The 15040-nt window shown below is 67.7% G+C and carries 22 protein-coding genes; 1 reads left to right on the forward strand and 21 read right to left on the reverse strand.

From position 1 onward, the window contains the following. Positions 1 to 21 precede the first annotated feature (21 nt). The 21 genes from BMX36_RS18135 to BMX36_RS18235 all read right to left on the reverse strand — a co-directional run bounded on the left by BMX36_RS18135 (position 22) and on the right by BMX36_RS18235 (position 14624). Positions 22 to 549 carry a hypothetical protein gene (locus tag BMX36_RS18135; protein ID WP_197419142.1) on the reverse strand — a complete coding sequence of 176 codons (528 nt, stop codon included), beginning with the start codon at positions 547 to 549 and terminating at the stop codon, positions 22 to 24. Positions 550 to 662: 113 nt separating this feature from the next. Beyond that, positions 663 to 1181: a hypothetical protein gene (locus BMX36_RS18140; protein ID WP_016510723.1), complete on the reverse strand. Its 519-nt coding sequence runs from the start codon at positions 1179 to 1181 to the stop codon at positions 663 to 665. Between the two features lie 22 nt (positions 1182 to 1203). Beyond that, the gene (locus BMX36_RS18145) at positions 1204 to 1488 is read right to left on the reverse strand and encodes a hypothetical protein (protein WP_093067862.1); all 285 of its coding nucleotides are present in this window, start codon (positions 1486 to 1488) and stop codon (positions 1204 to 1206) included. Between the two features lie 72 nt (positions 1489 to 1560). Continuing rightward, positions 1561 to 1755 (reverse strand): hypothetical protein, encoded by a 195-nt coding sequence (locus BMX36_RS18150; protein WP_010409103.1) that lies wholly within the window; start codon positions 1753 to 1755, stop codon positions 1561 to 1563. After that, on the reverse strand, positions 1752 to 2300 hold the full coding sequence (locus BMX36_RS18155) for a hypothetical protein (RefSeq protein ID WP_035386550.1): 549 nt from the start codon (positions 2298 to 2300) through the stop codon (positions 1752 to 1754). Before BMX36_RS18155 ends, BMX36_RS18150 begins: the two co-directional genes overlap by 4 nt. A 22-nt stretch (positions 2301 to 2322) precedes the next feature. Beyond that, a complete protein-coding gene (locus BMX36_RS18160; protein WP_093067865.1) occupies positions 2323 to 3444 on the reverse strand; it encodes a phosphoadenosine phosphosulfate reductase domain-containing protein in 1122 nt (373 codons plus the stop codon). A 6-nt stretch (positions 3445 to 3450) separates the two neighbouring features. Next, positions 3451 to 4167 carry a hypothetical protein gene (locus BMX36_RS18165; RefSeq protein WP_037447337.1) on the reverse strand — a complete coding sequence of 239 codons (717 nt, stop codon included), beginning with the start codon at positions 4165 to 4167 and terminating at the stop codon, positions 3451 to 3453. A gap of 44 nt (positions 4168 to 4211) precedes the next feature. Then, positions 4212 to 4721 carry a hypothetical protein gene (locus BMX36_RS18170; RefSeq protein WP_093067867.1) on the reverse strand — a complete coding sequence of 170 codons (510 nt, stop codon included), beginning with the start codon at positions 4719 to 4721 and terminating at the stop codon, positions 4212 to 4214. Positions 4722 to 4785: 64 nt separating this feature from the next. Continuing rightward, positions 4786 to 5100, reverse strand: a complete 315-nt coding sequence (locus BMX36_RS18175) for a hypothetical protein (protein ID WP_010409090.1) — start codon at positions 5098 to 5100, stop codon at positions 4786 to 4788. A 16-nt stretch (positions 5101 to 5116) separates the two neighbouring features. Next, entirely contained in the window at positions 5117 to 5410 is a 294-nt protein-coding gene (locus BMX36_RS18180; RefSeq protein WP_093067897.1) for a hypothetical protein, read from the reverse strand. A 77-nt stretch (positions 5411 to 5487) separates the two neighbouring features. Further along, the gene (locus tag BMX36_RS18185) at positions 5488 to 6294 is read right to left on the reverse strand and encodes a Mom family adenine methylcarbamoylation protein (RefSeq protein ID WP_010409084.1); all 807 of its coding nucleotides are present in this window, start codon (positions 6292 to 6294) and stop codon (positions 5488 to 5490) included. Positions 6295 to 6305: 11 nt separating this feature from the next. Next, positions 6306 to 7310, reverse strand: coding sequence for a deazapurine DNA modification protein DpdA family protein (locus BMX36_RS18190; protein ID WP_093067870.1), 1005 nt, complete (start codon positions 7308 to 7310; stop codon positions 6306 to 6308). Positions 7311 to 7360: 50 nt separating this feature from the next. After that, complete coding sequence (locus BMX36_RS18195; protein WP_093067899.1) at positions 7361 to 7720, reverse strand: DUF3768 domain-containing protein; 360 nt, start codon at positions 7718 to 7720, stop codon at positions 7361 to 7363. 43 nt (positions 7721 to 7763) lie between these two features. Beyond that, the gene (locus BMX36_RS18200; protein WP_062126500.1) at positions 7764 to 8729 is read right to left on the reverse strand and encodes a hypothetical protein; all 966 of its coding nucleotides are present in this window, start codon (positions 8727 to 8729) and stop codon (positions 7764 to 7766) included. Then, positions 8726 to 8920, reverse strand: coding sequence for a hypothetical protein (locus tag BMX36_RS18205; protein WP_062126497.1), 195 nt, complete (start codon positions 8918 to 8920; stop codon positions 8726 to 8728). The genes BMX36_RS18200 and BMX36_RS18205 overlap by 4 nt, the downstream gene beginning before the upstream one ends. A gap of 1 nt (position 8921) precedes the next feature. Next, entirely contained in the window at positions 8922 to 10619 is a 1698-nt protein-coding gene (locus BMX36_RS18210) for an ATP-binding protein (protein WP_062126492.1), read from the reverse strand. Positions 10620 to 10712: 93 nt separating this feature from the next. Further along, complete coding sequence (locus BMX36_RS18215) at positions 10713 to 10898, reverse strand: hypothetical protein (protein ID WP_024310655.1); 186 nt, start codon at positions 10896 to 10898, stop codon at positions 10713 to 10715. Next, entirely contained in the window at positions 10895 to 12169 is a 1275-nt protein-coding gene (locus BMX36_RS18220; protein WP_093067873.1) for a hypothetical protein, read from the reverse strand. Before BMX36_RS18220 ends, BMX36_RS18215 begins: the two co-directional genes overlap by 4 nt. Further along, on the reverse strand, positions 12166 to 13371 hold the full coding sequence (locus BMX36_RS18225) for a helicase HerA domain-containing protein (RefSeq protein ID WP_093067902.1): 1206 nt from the start codon (positions 13369 to 13371) through the stop codon (positions 12166 to 12168). Before BMX36_RS18225 ends, BMX36_RS18220 begins: the two co-directional genes overlap by 4 nt. Before the next feature lie 16 nt (positions 13372 to 13387). Continuing rightward, a complete protein-coding gene (locus BMX36_RS18230) occupies positions 13388 to 13942 on the reverse strand; it encodes a hypothetical protein (protein ID WP_062126489.1) in 555 nt (184 codons plus the stop codon). 13 nt (positions 13943 to 13955) lie between these two features. Next, positions 13956 to 14624, reverse strand: coding sequence for a DUF7007 domain-containing protein (locus tag BMX36_RS18235; RefSeq protein WP_035386547.1), 669 nt, complete (start codon positions 14622 to 14624; stop codon positions 13956 to 13958). Positions 14625 to 14797: 173 nt separating this feature from the next. Between BMX36_RS18235 and BMX36_RS18240 the strand changes: the two genes are divergently transcribed. Continuing rightward, positions 14798 to 14980 carry a CsbD family protein gene (locus tag BMX36_RS18240; RefSeq protein ID WP_016510257.1) on the forward strand — a complete coding sequence of 61 codons (183 nt, stop codon included), beginning with the start codon at positions 14798 to 14800 and terminating at the stop codon, positions 14978 to 14980. The last annotated feature ends 60 nt before the right edge of the window (positions 14981 to 15040 follow it).

The raw sequence follows: 15040 nt of genomic DNA on the forward strand, positions 1-15040 counted from the left end.
GACGCGGACCGGGCCTGCCGATCATCGGCCGATCTTGTCGGTCAGGGCGGTGCCGATATCGGCGTGTGCCGCGGCGAGCGCGCCGATCGCGCGGCTGACGACGTCGGTCGCCTCGTCGCTCGGATCGATGCACCAGCATTTGCCGGCGTGGCGGATGTCGATCAGCCGGTCGGATTTGTTGTCGATCCCGAAGGTGTAGCCGTGACGCTGGTCTAAGCCGGCGACGGTGACGTCGGTCGTTTTGGCCTTGATCGTGACGACGGGCGCGACCGCGGGGGTCAGCAGCACGGTATCGCGCGGCGTTTGCGCCTGTGGGACCAGCGCGGGTGCGGGCGGCTTGCCGAGCGACGGCATCTTCGGGATCGGCACGAGGCCGTTCACGGCGTCCTGCGCCATGTCGGCCGCCATCGCGGTCGCCATGAAGATGGCGGTGCGCGCCAGATCCTGGGCGATGGCCTCGCGGTGCGGCTCGGTCAGCGTGGGGAGGAGGTGGCAGAGTTTGGTGTCGAGCGCGAAGGCGACGGGCTCGGCGTTGGGATCGATGCACATGATCGTGACCTTTCGGCAAAATGCCCGGACCCCATGTCCAGGATGCCGATCCGGTCCCTCTCTCCTTCCGGCGCAGCCGGTGCCGGCATCGTCGCGAGGCGATGCCGTGCCGTTCAGCGAGGCGGTCGCGGATGTCGCATGAGGCGCTTCCGGGCGGCCGACAGATGATCGATCGAGCGTTGCAGGAAGAAGGCGTGCGCGCTGTCGGATTCGAGTGTCCCCAACCGGCGTTCGAGCGCCGTGATACGGTGGTCGATCGCATCGATCGTCAGCATGATATCGTCGAACGAGAGCGCGACGACGGTCTGCGGATAGGGATAGGGCAGCGCCGGCGCGACGAAGGCGAGGAAATGCGGCTGCACGGGCAGGTGGTGTAGCAGGGCGATCGCGACCGCGCGGCGGATCTGGCAGGCGTCGTGAACGAGTTCCGTCAGTAGCGTGTCCATCGCCATCGGGCGGACAATCCTCAGCGCGCCGGGGTCGAGGGTAACGGCGATCGGATCGGTCGAGGCGAGGCCGATCACGCCTTCCGACAGGATGGCGAGAACGTCTCCTTTCTCGATGCAGGGACCGTCATCGAGACAGGCGTCATGCGCGGCCTCGCTGGTGTCGAAATAATGGACGCGATACATGGGCTGGTCCCTTTCTGCTGGGTCAGGAATATTCCGGGCGACGTGCGGGAAACCGCGTGGGCGGGAGGCCGGAGAAGCTGAAGGCGCGGAAGCGTCCGCCGGTGTAGGCAGCCGAATCCACCGGCGGGCGATGCCGCTGCAGGCGCTCGAGCAGCCGGTTGGCGCGGCGCATCGCCGCGATCGCGGCCTCGTCGTGGTAATGGAGGGCGATCACGCGGACGAAGGTGCCGGTGTCGTACCACCATCCCCCTTCCTCGGGGCCGCCCCAGGCACGGTCGATTTCGTAGAAGGCGAGGATGCTGCGCATGGGGTCGGCTCCGGTTGTCACCGGGTCGGATGATCCTCCCGGTTCATAACAGCCGGTCCCCCTTCCCCTTCCTCAGACGTCCGGTGCTTCGTCGGGACGCTGGTGGCGCAGCGCACGCGCGAGCGCCCGCTTGCGGGCGGTCGCCGCGGCGCGCGACGGATAGGCGCCCGAGAGGCGAGAGGGGTGTGACAAGCTGTTGTCGAACACGACCCAGCCCGTTGCGGTATGGGCGACGTGCATCCCGTCGCTGCGCGAGGGGGTGGTCATGACGGGCGCGCCCGCCTGATCGCGGCCTCGGCGATGAGCTGGCCGGCAAGCGTGTTGCGATGCGACGCGATCCGGCTGTCGGGCGCAGCCACGACTTCGGCCGCGCGTGTCAGCAGCGCAGCGAGGTCAATGTCCGACATCGGCGCCGGGTTGGTCGCGGATCGCGCGGGTTCTTCCCCGGCCTTGTCGAGCATCAGCACGAGGATCGAGGGCTTGATCTCTTCGTCGAGCGGTCGACTGTCGGCGACGAACTTGCCGCCACGCGTGATCGCGAACGCGTTGAAGGTGGGTGATACCCCGTTATCGGCGTTGGGGATCGTGGTGCCGCGGTCGTGGAACTGGATGTCGATGAAGCGGGGCGGGCCACCATAAGTGGATTCGAGAAAGCAGAAGGTGACGCGGCGACCCTCGCTGGTCTTCGCCGTGATCGTGAACGCGCCGTCGGGCACGTCGATTGGTTTGTGCGGCACGTCGTTGTAGCCGGCGAAGCCCGCGGCGATCGCGTCGGCGCGCGTCATGACGGGGAGATCGGTGATATCGGGCATGATGAAAGCTCCTTGCTCTGGATCAGGCGGCACGCTTCAGCGCGATCAGGTCGGAAAAGCGGTCTCGCACCGCGCCGGCATTGGGATAGAGATCGGCGAGACCGTGCCGCGAGAGGATCGGTGCGCGGGACGCGGCGATGATGCCGGCCTCCTCGATGGTGGGAATGCGCGGCGGCCAGCCTTTGACGTAGCGCAGGTCGGGCGGCATCGCGGCTTCGAGCCGTCGCCGCTCGGCGGCATCGGCCTTGGCGAGGGAAATCCGGTTCCTCAAATTACCCGGTATGTGACGCGGTGCGACGTCGGCGAGCCAGCGTGCGGGCTGGAACGAGAAGGTTGAGGTCGCCTCGAGGCCGACCAGGTGGAGCAGCGCGGGACGGTTCGCCGGTGCCGAAGCCGATGCCTGGGCGTCGCCGAGCGATTGAAGGACGCAAAAGCGGCACGACAGTCGTGACGATTGGTAGCAGGTGTAGGCGACGTGCAGCGGGATGCCGAGCGTATCGTGCGCGGCGAAGACCTGCGGCGTCGTCCAGTGTGCGATCGGGTTCCACAGCATCATCGCGGTCCCGTGGGGATTGCCGGCGGCGGCGTAGCGGGTGTCCGCTTTCCATTCGGGGGTGCTCGCTCGCGCGATGCTCTCGTCGCGGCGCAGCCCCAGCACGTTGATGACAATCTGACCGCGCAGCAGCCGCGCCAGATGCGGCCCGATCACATGGGCCTTCATCTCCGACGTGCAAAAGCGCAGCGCGGAGGATGACCAGGGGCCGATCAGATTGTAGGTTTCGAGCGCCTCGTAGCGCGCCTTGCCGTTGGCGAAGCGCGTGGCCCAGCGGTCGAACAGGTCCCCGGCGCTGCGCCGGACGATCGTCAGCGGCACGCCGGCGCGGGTCGCGAGATCCTCGACCGTGGCGGGCGTTTCGTCCCATTCGGCACGGCCGAGGTCGGCGTGAATGGCGATACGCCGCTCGCGCGGATGGCCGAGCGCATCGAGGATCAGGTTGACCGCGAACATCGCGGCCGAGCTGTCCTTGCCGCCCGAGAGGTTGAAGACGATCCATGCGCCGCGTTCGACCGCGTCGAGGATGGCGGGCGGCAGGGCGAGGGCCGGAAGGCCGGCGACCAGGCCGCGTCCGATGTCGATGAACATGGCCGTTCAGGCCGCGAGCGGCGCTGGCAGCGCCAGCCACTCGGGTTCGTCGTTGGCGATGACCGGATCGTGTGCGCGGGCCTCGGCTTTCGAGAACACGGTCGCGCTGGCGAGTGCCCCGAAGCCGTCGTCGTTGTTCCAGAAGACGGCGTGGCCGTTCTGGTCGCGCGAGGCGAGCACGAAACCGAAGCGACCCTCGTGACCATGGGTGTCGGGATCGGCTGCGGCGCTGCGCGCGGCGCGATCGAGGATGTCCTGGGTGCTGTGGAACGTCAGCCCCGCGTCGGTAATGATGACGCAGCCGCCTCCGAACTCGCCGGGGCGCAGCCGGTCGCAGTCGGAGATCCATGCGAACCCGCAGGGGAGCGCGGACTTGCAAGCGCGGAAGATGAGCTGGGCGACCTGTTCGACGCCGAATTGATCGCCGCTGAAGAATACGCGCGCGTTCCCGTCTTCGCCTTTCCAGTCGATGTCGATCGCGCAGTCGAGATAAGGGAAATGCCAATCGTCGAATATCTCGAGGAAGCTTTCGAACTTCATCGGCCCCTTCGCCGGGAACACGGCGTGAAACGCGGGATCGAGCGCGTCATATTCGTGGGCGAGGTCGGCATCGTCGCCGTTGGTGTCGAGGATATCGACTGCCTGTTCGGCAATGGTTAGCAACGCCGCGTCGGCGTGGCTCATGGTCAGCGTGAACGCGGCCTTGGTGTAGGTGTTCGCCATGGGAATGCTCCGAAATGATGGGAAATCGCTCTGTGCGGTCGCGCTCAGGCGTCCGCGGCCTCGGCGAGACGCGCGTTGGCGGCCGCGGCCTCGGCGGGGTAAGCCTGCGTGAGATTGCCGTGCAGGACCGCGAAATCCGGGATCGGGAAAAGACCGTTCGGCCCGGGCCGGGTAATCAGCAGCGCGCTGATGACGGCATCGGCCGGATCGGCATGGACGATGGTGGGCGTCTCGCCGTTATACTCGACCGGCGCGGTGAAGCCCGCCTCGCGCCAGGTGGCGAGTCCCTCCTCGACGCGTGTCGCATAGTCGGCGACGGCCTCGTCGAGCTCGTTCTCGATATGGAGGACGAGTTCGACATAGCGACCGAAATCGTGTTGGTTGGACAGGCCGGCGAGGCGGCATCCCGGGGGCGGCGGGCCGTAGCGTGCGATCAGCGCGGACTTGTAGACCGCGATTTCGAGGCGGTTGAGGCTGTCGAAGTTGGGCGACTGGCCGAGTTGCGCGCAATCCTCCTCGGCGGGACCGGCACCGAGATCGATAAAATATGGCATGGGGCTCTCCGTCGATCGTCATTGATCGACGCGCCCCATCCCCCTCCCCTTTCTTGTCGGGTACTCAGTCGCCGAAGAAGCGGCGCTTGATGGCGATCTGCGCCTCGCCATCGGACTGGCCGAGGGTCATCAGCCGGTCGGTCTCGAGCGTGATCGCGAGATCGGCGGGAAGATCGGCCCAGCGTGAGGCGATGGTGACCGCGGCGGCCGCTGTGGTCAGCTCGCCGGGGTGCGCGCCATGCCATGCGACGGTTTCGTCCTCACCCGTGAGATGCGGGTGCGGGCGCAGCACCTGGACGAAGAAGGTGCCAAGCGGGCGGTCCCACCCGATGCTGACGCTGGTGCCGGGTTCGATACCGGGAAACTGGTGGCGGCTCATGGCGATCCTTTCAGGGTCAGTGCAGCGAGATCCACTCGGCGTGCCAGGGGCGCGGGTGCGGGTAGAAGCGAAGAACGCCTGGAACATCGGTTTCGCCGCTGGCGAGGCGTTCTTCCAGCCAGAGGATGTAGAGCGTGGCGTCGGCGAGATCGCCGGCGAGCAGATCGTCGAGCATCGCGGCCTCGCGCGCGGTCTGTTCGTCGAGCGCGGACCAGTCCAGCGCATCGAGGAAACGGTCGCGTCGATCGGTGTAGCGCGCGATGCGGGCAGCGTCGGCCTGGACGCTGGCGATGGCGAGATGGATATCCACGGGCGGTGCTCCTTCCGGCATGTCGGTGACATGCCGCCCGCTCCCGCTCCCCTTCCCTCGCGCCGCTGGCGCGGGGATCATGCCGCGAGGATTTCGCGGATCGCGTCGCTCCGGCGCGGATAGGCAAGCCGGGGCAGATCGCGCGCGGTGCGCCGGGCGTCGCGCGTCAGCTCGAAGCAATAGGTGAACAGCGGGCTTTGCCGGTGCGGGCGGAGCAGATTGTCGGCACGGAGCCGCGCGAGCCAGTCGGCGGGGTGTTCGTGCGCCTCCGGCCTCGGCGCACCGAGCCGCACCAGCTGGTCGATCGCCCCGGCATGGCCGGATTCGAGGTTGCGGATCTTCGACAGCGTTCTCTCCGAGATCGTCTCGCCGGCGATGCGCAGCACCGTCCGCGGCCTCGTGCGGCCGCGATAGGCGCCCGACAGCGCGGCATAGACGACGCCGCAATGGCCGAAGGCGGGATCGGAGAAGCTGACGACAGCGTCGATCCGGGGCTTGGCGAGGCGCAAGAGGCGGAAGGCGCGCGACGTGAAGAAGCTTTCGCCGTTCGCGGCGACCGAGGGCAGGCAGATGAGCCGTTGCAGTACGCAGCCCCGAGCGGGATCGGCATAGCCGGTGTGCCGGGTGATGACCGCGCCGGTCGCCGGCACGCCGAACACGATGAGACCGACCAACGCGGATCTGCCCGGGTCGCCCGGACCGAACAGCCCGCAGGCGAGCTGGGCGGCGGGATAGCGCGGGAGGTAATGATGGTCGGCGAGGAATGCGCGGGCAGTATCATGGGCGACGACATCGACGGCGTAGCGGCGCGGGTCGATCACGCTGTCGCCGGCAACGAACAAGCTGCGCCGGTCGCGCCAGCGCTGGGAGCGGTCGGTGAGCATGGTTACCTCCGTCAGGCCGCGTCGGCGTAGATCTCGGCCGCCCAGGTCTCGATCCATCCGGTGGTGATCTCATCGTGATCAAGATCGCCGCTCTCGATCAGGGCGCGGATCTCGGCGCGAGCCTGCGCGATCGCGCGTTCCCAGGGGTCGGCGGTTGGTGGCGGTGGAGTAGACGCCGCGGCCTCGGGCAGGTGTCGCGGTGTTTCGAGCGTTCGCGCGCATTGCGTGCGATACCAGCGTTCCATGAAGTCGGCGCCGAGCGCGTCCGTCTTGGCGATGCGATGCCTGAGCGCGTGCTGTCGCACGCCTACGCCCCATCCCTGGCTGTCTATCGAGGCGATCCAGCGTGCGAACGGCGTGAGGTACGGCAGGGCATCGCCTTTCACCCCGAAGAGGTGCGCCTTGACGCCGATCGGCAGGATGCGGGTCAGCCGCTCGACGACGGCGATCAGCCCTTCGGGACCGTGGATCGGTCGCCGGCACATGCTGCCGATGCCGACGACGGTGCCGGGCAGGATCAGACCGCCGATCGCGTCGAGTGAACGGACGTAGTCGTCGGGCACGCGGCCCTGCAGCACGGGCATCAGCCGGTCGCGGATGGCCAAGTCGTCGGCGCGGGCAAAGCATTCTCGGTTGGTGGCGGTGGTGCGCGCGATGCGGTCGAGCACTTCCTCGCGGTCGTGGGCAACGCCCTCTTCGCAGCAGTAATCGGCCGACGAGATGCGCCGGAACGGCCATGACGCGGCGAGTGCCATGTAATCGGCGATGCTCCAGGGAAGTCCGCGATAGCGGACCATCATGGTGTAACCGGCGGAATCTAGGTCGACACTGGCGAGCGGTGCCGCATTGGCAAGCGTGCCGGTGCGCCATCCCGACCACTCGCGCCAGCCATCGGCCTTGCGCCAGCGCGACAGACAATTGGCCGAGATCAGCACCGGCGCTTGCAGCATGACCGCGCGCTGAAGGATAGGCCCGTTTGCGAGATGCGGCAGGCCGAGGATGATTTGGATCGCCATCGTCTAGCTGCCAGCTAGCGGATAGCTGGCGGTCATCCTGACAGCAGACATCACATATCCTCGTGCAGCATGAGCGTGAGAACGCGGCGCGTGATGCTGGCGTCGGCGGGGTCTTCCGATCCCCATTCCAGCGCCACGTCATAATAATCGATACGGAAGTGTATCGTCTCCCCCGACACTTCGAACTGGCCGCGATCTCGCTCGGGGCAGTCGGCCGGGAAAGTGTAGCGGCGCAGCGCCTGCAGGACATGCGCCTGAGCAACGGCTTCCGAGGCAAGTGTACCGTTCGACAGCGCGCCGAGGCACGCGCGCGTCATGACGATCTTCGCGGTGCGGTCGAACCCCTGGCGGCAACGGTCGTTGAGCCGGGCCACGGCTTCGAGGCGCGTTTCGGTGGCGGTCGAAATCATGTGATGATCCTCCGTTTGGTCGATAGCGATGGTGGCGGGGACTTCAGGCGGCGAGCGCGTCGCTTCGTCCCCGGCCTCGTTCGGGAAAGGCCGCATGGAAGCGGTCGAGCCAGTCGCCCATCGTCGGGCGCTCGCCGAGCGGGATGACGGCCGCGACATCCTGGAACCGGATGAGGTCGAGCGGCGCATCGCGGATGATCCGGTCGATCTCGTCAGCCGGCAGGAGGTGCTCGTCGCGGATGAAGGCGGTCATCGATCCCGGGCGCGCGCGGGTCGATCTGCGCCACAGGCCCTCGACCGTGTGCAGTCGCGGGGCGGCGCGTGCCTCGACCAGCACGATGAGTCGCAGGCACCATTGCGGGAGGCCGCGGATTTCGCTCGGATGGTTGGCGATGCACAGCCAGCACGCCGATTTGGGTGGCACCGGCAGACCCTCGGCCTGGATGCGGGCGACGCAGTCGGGCCGGTCCCATCGCCATTCGCGCAAGGGGTACTCGCAGTCGTACAGCGGATCGTCGATCGACAGCGCATGGTTGGCGCGCGCGGTGTCGCGCGGTCCGGCGTCATAGCCGATCAGGCGAACGACGCGCTGCCCGCGCGCCCAAGCGTCGACCGCTGGTTGCCAGGTCGACAGGAATTTGTCCTGCGGCGCCTTCTTGTATTTGAGGCTGCAACTCGATCCGCCGAGCGACTTGCTCGGCAGCGTGGCATTGGTCAGGCACATCTCGAGGATGCCGTAATAGGGCGGCCAGTGCTTGAATCGCTTCGGGACATAGCTGACCAGCTCGAAACGGATACCGCGGTCGCGCATCCAGGGCCGGATCACGTCGAGATATTCGTAGGTCGCCGGTTTCTCGACCGAGGTATCGGCGGTCAGCACGAGGTCAGGCGCTTCGCCGCGCGCGTGCTTCTCGATCAGCAGCGCGGTGCTGTCGACGCCGATGCCGTAGGCCAGCACCACTGGTGGCGGCGGCGCCAGCGGCACGACCGGAACTGGCGCGCCGGTCATGGCGCCTCCTCCGGTTCTAGATAGGTGTCATAGGGCGCACCGGCAGACTCGATCCAGCTACCCTCCTCGTCGAGATTCTCGATCCGTGCGAGCAGCGCCGCCTTCAGCTGGCGCGCATCGACGTCGTGGCCCTTGTCGTCGTTCGAGACGAGGCTGAAGGCGAGCGTGTAGGCGTGGTTGTAGCGCGCCATGTCACGCGTCCTCCGCCGCGGCCTTGGGCGCGGCGGGAACCGCGCGGGGCGTGATCGTCACGTCGAGCCGGTCGCGATTGATGACGACGGTGACCGTCCGGTCCTCGGGGACGAGGAAATAATGCCCCGCCAGCTTGTCGCGAATGCGGTTCTCAAGCGCGGCATCGTCGCCTTCGAGCAGGCCGATGATTCGTTCGGCGGCATCGGCCTGGAAGCGCTCGAGCTGCGTATCGTAGCTGTCGGCATCGCTGTCGTCGCTGGCATAGAAGATCGCGCTTTCGAGGATGTCGGCGACGCCGAGCGCGGTGATTTCGCTGCCCCGGCGGACGAAGACGGACGTCTCGTCGACCGAGTTGCACGACCATTGGTCGGGTGCGAAGGCGACATCCGCGTCGGTCGATACCTCGATGAATGCGCCGGCGTGGCTCATCGTCGCCTCGAGCGTGATAGCCTCGACCCAACCGTTTTCCGCCTCGGCGGGCGCTTCGCGGCTGTCGGAGACGATGAAGGTGCGGTCGCCCTGGGTGACGCGGAACCGCATATCCTCGACACGGGCGAGGATATCGTACCAGCCATAGCCCTTGAACGCGTCCTGGGCCTCGACCAGCGGACCACCGAACGGATTATGCTTCGCGATCGCCGCCTGCGCGGGTTGGCCGATCAGCGCATCGAAGTCGGGCATCAGCACCATGCCGGTGTCGGTCACGCGTGCGCCGCTCTCGTAGTTGCGCGAGCTGTCGGCCGCATAGGCGGTCCATGCGAACAGATAGGGCTCGGCTTCGGGTAGTGCGATACCGAGCGAGCGCGCCTCGCGCCAGTCATGCGCCGACAGCCGGTGCGTCCCCGCGGCCTCGATCGCGCGGTAGATCGCGAGCCGGACCGCATCGCGCAGGGCGGCGATGCCGGTGTTCTCGACCACTTCCTTGCGCGCCGGGAGGACGAGCTGGATTTGCGGCGCGTCGAAGATGTCGACCCGCGCGATCCAGTGGCCGCCCCGGTCGACTTCCTGAACATACGGCAGGTCGCACGGGATGGTCAGCCCGTGGAAGTTGAGGCGTCCGTCGCGCGAGGAATAATGCGAGGGGTGTTTCTGGAACACGCCGATGCGCACGCCGTACCATTCCTCGACATGGACCGCGTCCTTCAGCCAGTCCTCCTGCGGAAGGACCGCGCCGTTCCAGGTCACGGGAACCGGATAATGTTTGGCGGCGCGGGCCACGTCGCGCTCGAGCGTCTTCAGCCACTCGTCGGGCACGCGCACGGTGATCGCGGTGCCGCGCATGATCGGATCGGGTTCGATCGCGATCGGGCGGCTCGTCTCCCACGCCGAGGCCGGGATATGCGCCATCCAGCCCTGGCGGTCGGGTTTCGAGAAGGAGCGGATGATGACGTCGCGGCCTGCGAGGCTGAACACGCCCATGCCGGCGGGATCTTCGGCGCGGCGCGTCTCGTCGGACCAGCCCGAGCGGCCGAGCGTGACGATGCTCACCGGATCGGCGATGCCGTGGCCGTCATCGGTGATGTGCAGGAAGTGCTCGGCGCCGGCGCCGTTCAGCGCGAGCGCGACGCCGGTCGCACCGGCGCGGCGCGCGTTCTGGAGGAGTTCGCAGATGACGTCGAACGCGGTATTGTTGAACAGGCGCGTGACCTTGGCGATCGTCTCGGGGGCGACCGCGGTCGCGATGGTGGCGGGAATCATGGGAGTGCGCTCCTGGAAAAGGGCTCAGGCGTCCGTCACGCCTTCCCTCCCCGCTCCCTCTCTCCTTCATCGGCGCATCGGGCCGAGCCCTGGTCAGCCTGCCTTGCCGTCGCGGAACGCGCCGACCACGGTGCCCGCGTCCCAGTGACCGCTGAGGATACCGCGACGCGGGACCGAGTTGATCGCATAGCGCCGCGCCGCGAGGAGGCGGGCACGCCGGGTGTCGCGGTCGATCGGCGCGCCGGTTGCGATATCGCGGGCGAGGCGAAGCGGCGTCATGGCTTTTCCTCATCGATTGTGCCGGGGATGGCAACATGGTCGGTGACGCCCGTTCCCGAAGGATCGAGCGCGATAATTTCGGCGAGCGTCCAGGGGGCTGCGCGGCGCGGGCGACGCGAGAAGCGAAGCTCGTGCTTTTCGGCATATTTGTGGACCGCTGGATATTTGCGGCCGATCGCTGCCGCAACATCAGGCAGCGCGACGCCGAAGTCGTGCGCGATGCGCAGCGCCCGGATCTCCTCTTCGGTCCATTTCCGGTGATAGCCGTGGACAAGGCCGAGGATGTTCGCGCGCGTGAACAGCGAAGCCTTGGTGCGACCCATCTTCGTCGCCAGGGCGTCCATCGGCATCGTGCCGTAAAGGTCGCGCAGCCTTTCCAGATCATTGTCGCTCCACGCCGGCCCGCCCCGGAACCCGTCGCGGTTGGCATGTGTGCCGCGCAACCCGAGATAGTCGGCGCGCCAGCGGATAGAGCATTTCGTGCGGCCGAGCCTGGTCGTGAGCGGGGTCAGGCTTGCCCCGTCGGCATAGGCGCGGATGAGCAGTGTGTCTTCGTCAGGGGTCCAGTTGCGGCCCCATCCCCGGCCATAGCCGAGCTTGCGCAGGTGCGGCCCGAAGCCAGCCTTGGTCCTGCGCGGAAAGCCCTCTGTGGCGAGAATGTCGATGATCGCGATATAACGAAGCCCCTCCCCGGCCAGCGTCAGCGCCCGCGTCGCCTCGGCCTCGGTCCAGTCAGCGGGCTTGTTGGGATGGCGCAAACCGAGCGCGTTGGCACGGGTCGCGGTGCCGGACAGCGGGCGTCCGATCAGCGTGGCGATCTGTGCGATCGGGATCGCCTGCGCGTAGCCGGCGCGCAGCTGGGCATCCTCCCAGTCGCTCCATTTTGGAGGATTTCCTTCGGTCAGCCCGAGCACGCCCGCGCGGGCATAGACGCTGGTGCAGGCGCGGCCGAGATCTCCAGCGAGATCGGCCGTGGGGCGAAGGCCATATTCGCGGGTGAGCCATGCGTCTTCGTCGGTCGACCACGGACGCGACGAATTGCGGCGCAGGCCCAGTTTGGCGATCTTGTCGCGCACGCCGGCGCGGCCGCGACCGAGCGCGGCGACGATGTCGTCGATCGCAGCGTCGTCGCAGAACATGCGTTCGACCGTGGCGATCTCGTCGGGGGTCCAGGCATCGTGCCGGAACGGCATCTCGCGCAGGCGCCCGCACGGCTCGGGCAGCTTCGGACACGCGACCAGCTCGACGATATCGGGCGCGAGGTCGGTCACAGCGACACCACGGCGACGTCGCTCAGCCGCGCGCGCAGCCGTGCATGCATGCGGGCGATGCGGTCGTCGCCCTTGGGCATGGTGTCGACCGCGGCGATCGCCGACAGGAGGTTGAGCGCGCGGTCGGTGCGCTCGGCGTCGAGCGACAGGTGCCGTGCGAGGTCGCGCGCGGTGCTGGCGTTGGGGGAGATGCGCTTCAGCGCGTCCATGATCGCGGCCGCGTCGGTCGCAGCGGGATCGAGCAGGAACGCGTCGAGCGCGCGCGTGCCCTTGAGGGCGATGGCGGGGCCGTGGTCCGCGACCTCGGCCAGGCCCGCGAGATCGAGCAGCTTCGCCGCCTCGTCGGCATCGACGGACGCGGCGGCACGCAGTTCCGGGGTCTTGCCGAGATGTTCGGTGATGGTGGGATCGATATGCGCCAGCACCGGGGTTGCCGACAGCGCCGGACCCATCGCGAAGAAATCGCCGGGGGCGAGGTTGCGCAGCAGGTCGGCGTCACGCGCGGGAAAGCCGAGCAGGTCGGCCGCGCGCGCGATGTCGCGGTCGAAGACGTTGAGCCCGACCAGCACGTTCTGCAGCTCGGACACGACCGAGGTGGAGAGCTTCGCGAGGCGCTGGGTGGCGATGACGGGGGCGAGACCGCGCTTGCGGCCGCGCGCGCACAGGTCGGTCAGGGTGGCGACGCCGAGCCGGCGGGCATCGGCATCGAGCGCGGAACCGGCGACATGCGGTGCGAGCAGATGGCCCTCGTCGATGCACACCAGCATGGTATGCGCCCAGTCCTCGCGCGGTGCGCCGACCAGGCCGGCAAAGAACGCGGCTGCCTTGATGATCCGCTGGTCGGGATCGAGGTCGGTGAGGTCGATGTGCATCGACAGCCGATGTCGCCGGCTGCGCGTCGCCGCGGCCGTCAGCCCGTCGGCGGTGAGTTCGACCGCGCGGATCGTGGTCGCGCCGATATGGCGGGCGAGGTTCTCGAATTCCCCCTCGGGGTCGACGATCGCAAGCGTCGTATAGTCGAACGCCTCCTCGATGATCCGGCGCAAGGTCCTGCTCTTGCCCGCCCCGGAGCTGCCCTGGATGAGCAGGCGTCCGGCAAGCAGGCGATCGAGGTCGAGGCTGAGCGTGCCGGTCGAATGATGGCCGAGCGGTACGCGATTGTCCGCGGCCTCGGGCGCGCGAATCGGGGTGACACAGGTCATGGCGTGGTCCTCCGGGTCAGGCGGCGTCGGCATCAGGGGGCGCCGGATCGTTGGCTGGGATGGCGGGAGCGTCGGGATCGGGAGCGGGCGCACCATCGAGCGTCCGCCATTCGAGCATGTCGTCGCTTTCGCGCTCGCAGTCCTGGCAGGTGGTGGAATCGTAGGTGCTGAGCAGCACCCAGGCCTGTTCGGGCTCATCCCAGGCCGCGACGGCGTCCTTGGTGACGTTGTCGCTGCCGCAGTCGTCGCACACCGGCTTGACCCGGGAGGCGGCAGGCGAGCACAAGCGATCCCCGGTGCAGATCGACCAGTCACCGTAGAATTTGCCGTCGTAGGGCAAGCAGTCGCCGGCGAGCTGAATGGCGTGTTCGCCGTAGCCGTCGTGGAAATGAATTTCCGAATTCGGGAAGAACTTTTCCAGGACCGCCTTCGCGCCGCGGATCTTCACCTCGCTGCCATAGGTGGTGTGGACATAGTCGAGCGGTCCGATCGCGGGGCCTTCGCAGCCCCAGTCTTCGACGTCCTCGTCGGGCGTGGCGCGGCCGTGGAACAGATAGAGATAGACGCTCATCGTGGCGGTCCTTTCAGGCGCTGGGGAGGAGGTGCGCGAGCGCGCTCGCGTCGACCTGTTTGGAGATCGGGGCGGTGCTTTCGACGCGGACCGCGTCGAGGCTCTCGAACGTCTCGGGCATCTGGCGGCGTTCGTAACGGTCCTTGTCGACGAGACCGTGGATCGGCGCGCCCTCGTGGCGCGCGAAGCCGAGCGCATCGACGCTGACGACACGGCGGAAGACGCAGCCGACCTTGCCCTCGGGCACCCAGTCCGCCCAGGAACCCGACGCCGAGACGCTCTCGTACTGGCCGATGATCACCTGATAGGCGGCGCGGCGGCGGACGACGTGGCTGTCGTGGATCGACACTTCCTCGCCGGTCAGCGCGGTCCAGCGGTCGGGATGCCAGCAGCGCACCGAACGGCGCGCGTTCTCGACCTGCAGGGCGATGCCCGGAATGGGCAGGCGGCGAAACTCGCTGCCGAAGGCGTAGAGCACCAGCGCGTAATCGACGTCTTCCTCATAGTAAGGATCGTCGCGGCGCAGCGCCTCGGGCATCGCGGCCTGGCGTTCGTCCGACAGGACATATCCGCCATGACTGGGTGTCGATACGCGCCAGATGCCGGGCAGGACCTGGTCAGCGCGGTCGGGTGCGTCCCAGGGTGTCGTCTCAGGGCGTGGGCTGGGCTGGAACCGGGTCATCTGTCGTCTCCCTCAATGGATTCGACAGATTCCCTCTCTCTCTCCTCCCCCTCGGCAGACCGGGATGATGGCGGCAGGCAGGGTCGTTCATGGTGCAGCCGTGACTGGCCGCACGGATCGCGCTCACGCGCAAAGTGTTCTCAGTCCTGATATTTCACGACAGGAGATCGATCATGGGTGAAGCAACCGACAAGCTGAAGGCGGCAGGCAACAAGCTGGCCGGCAACGTCAAGGAAAGCATCGGCAAGGCGACCGATAACGCCAGTCTCGAAGCCGAGGGCAAGGCGCAGAAGGTCAAGGGCGCCGGTCAGGACGTCAAGGGATCGGTCAAGGGCGCGCTCGGCGACGATATCTGACCCCCCCGACCTTCGATGACACGATCGGGCCGCTTCGGGCAACCGGGGCGGCCTTTTCCT

The organism is Sphingomonas sp. OV641 (genome assembly GCF_900109205.1).
Taxonomy (GTDB): domain Bacteria; phylum Pseudomonadota; class Alphaproteobacteria; order Sphingomonadales; family Sphingomonadaceae; genus Sphingomonas.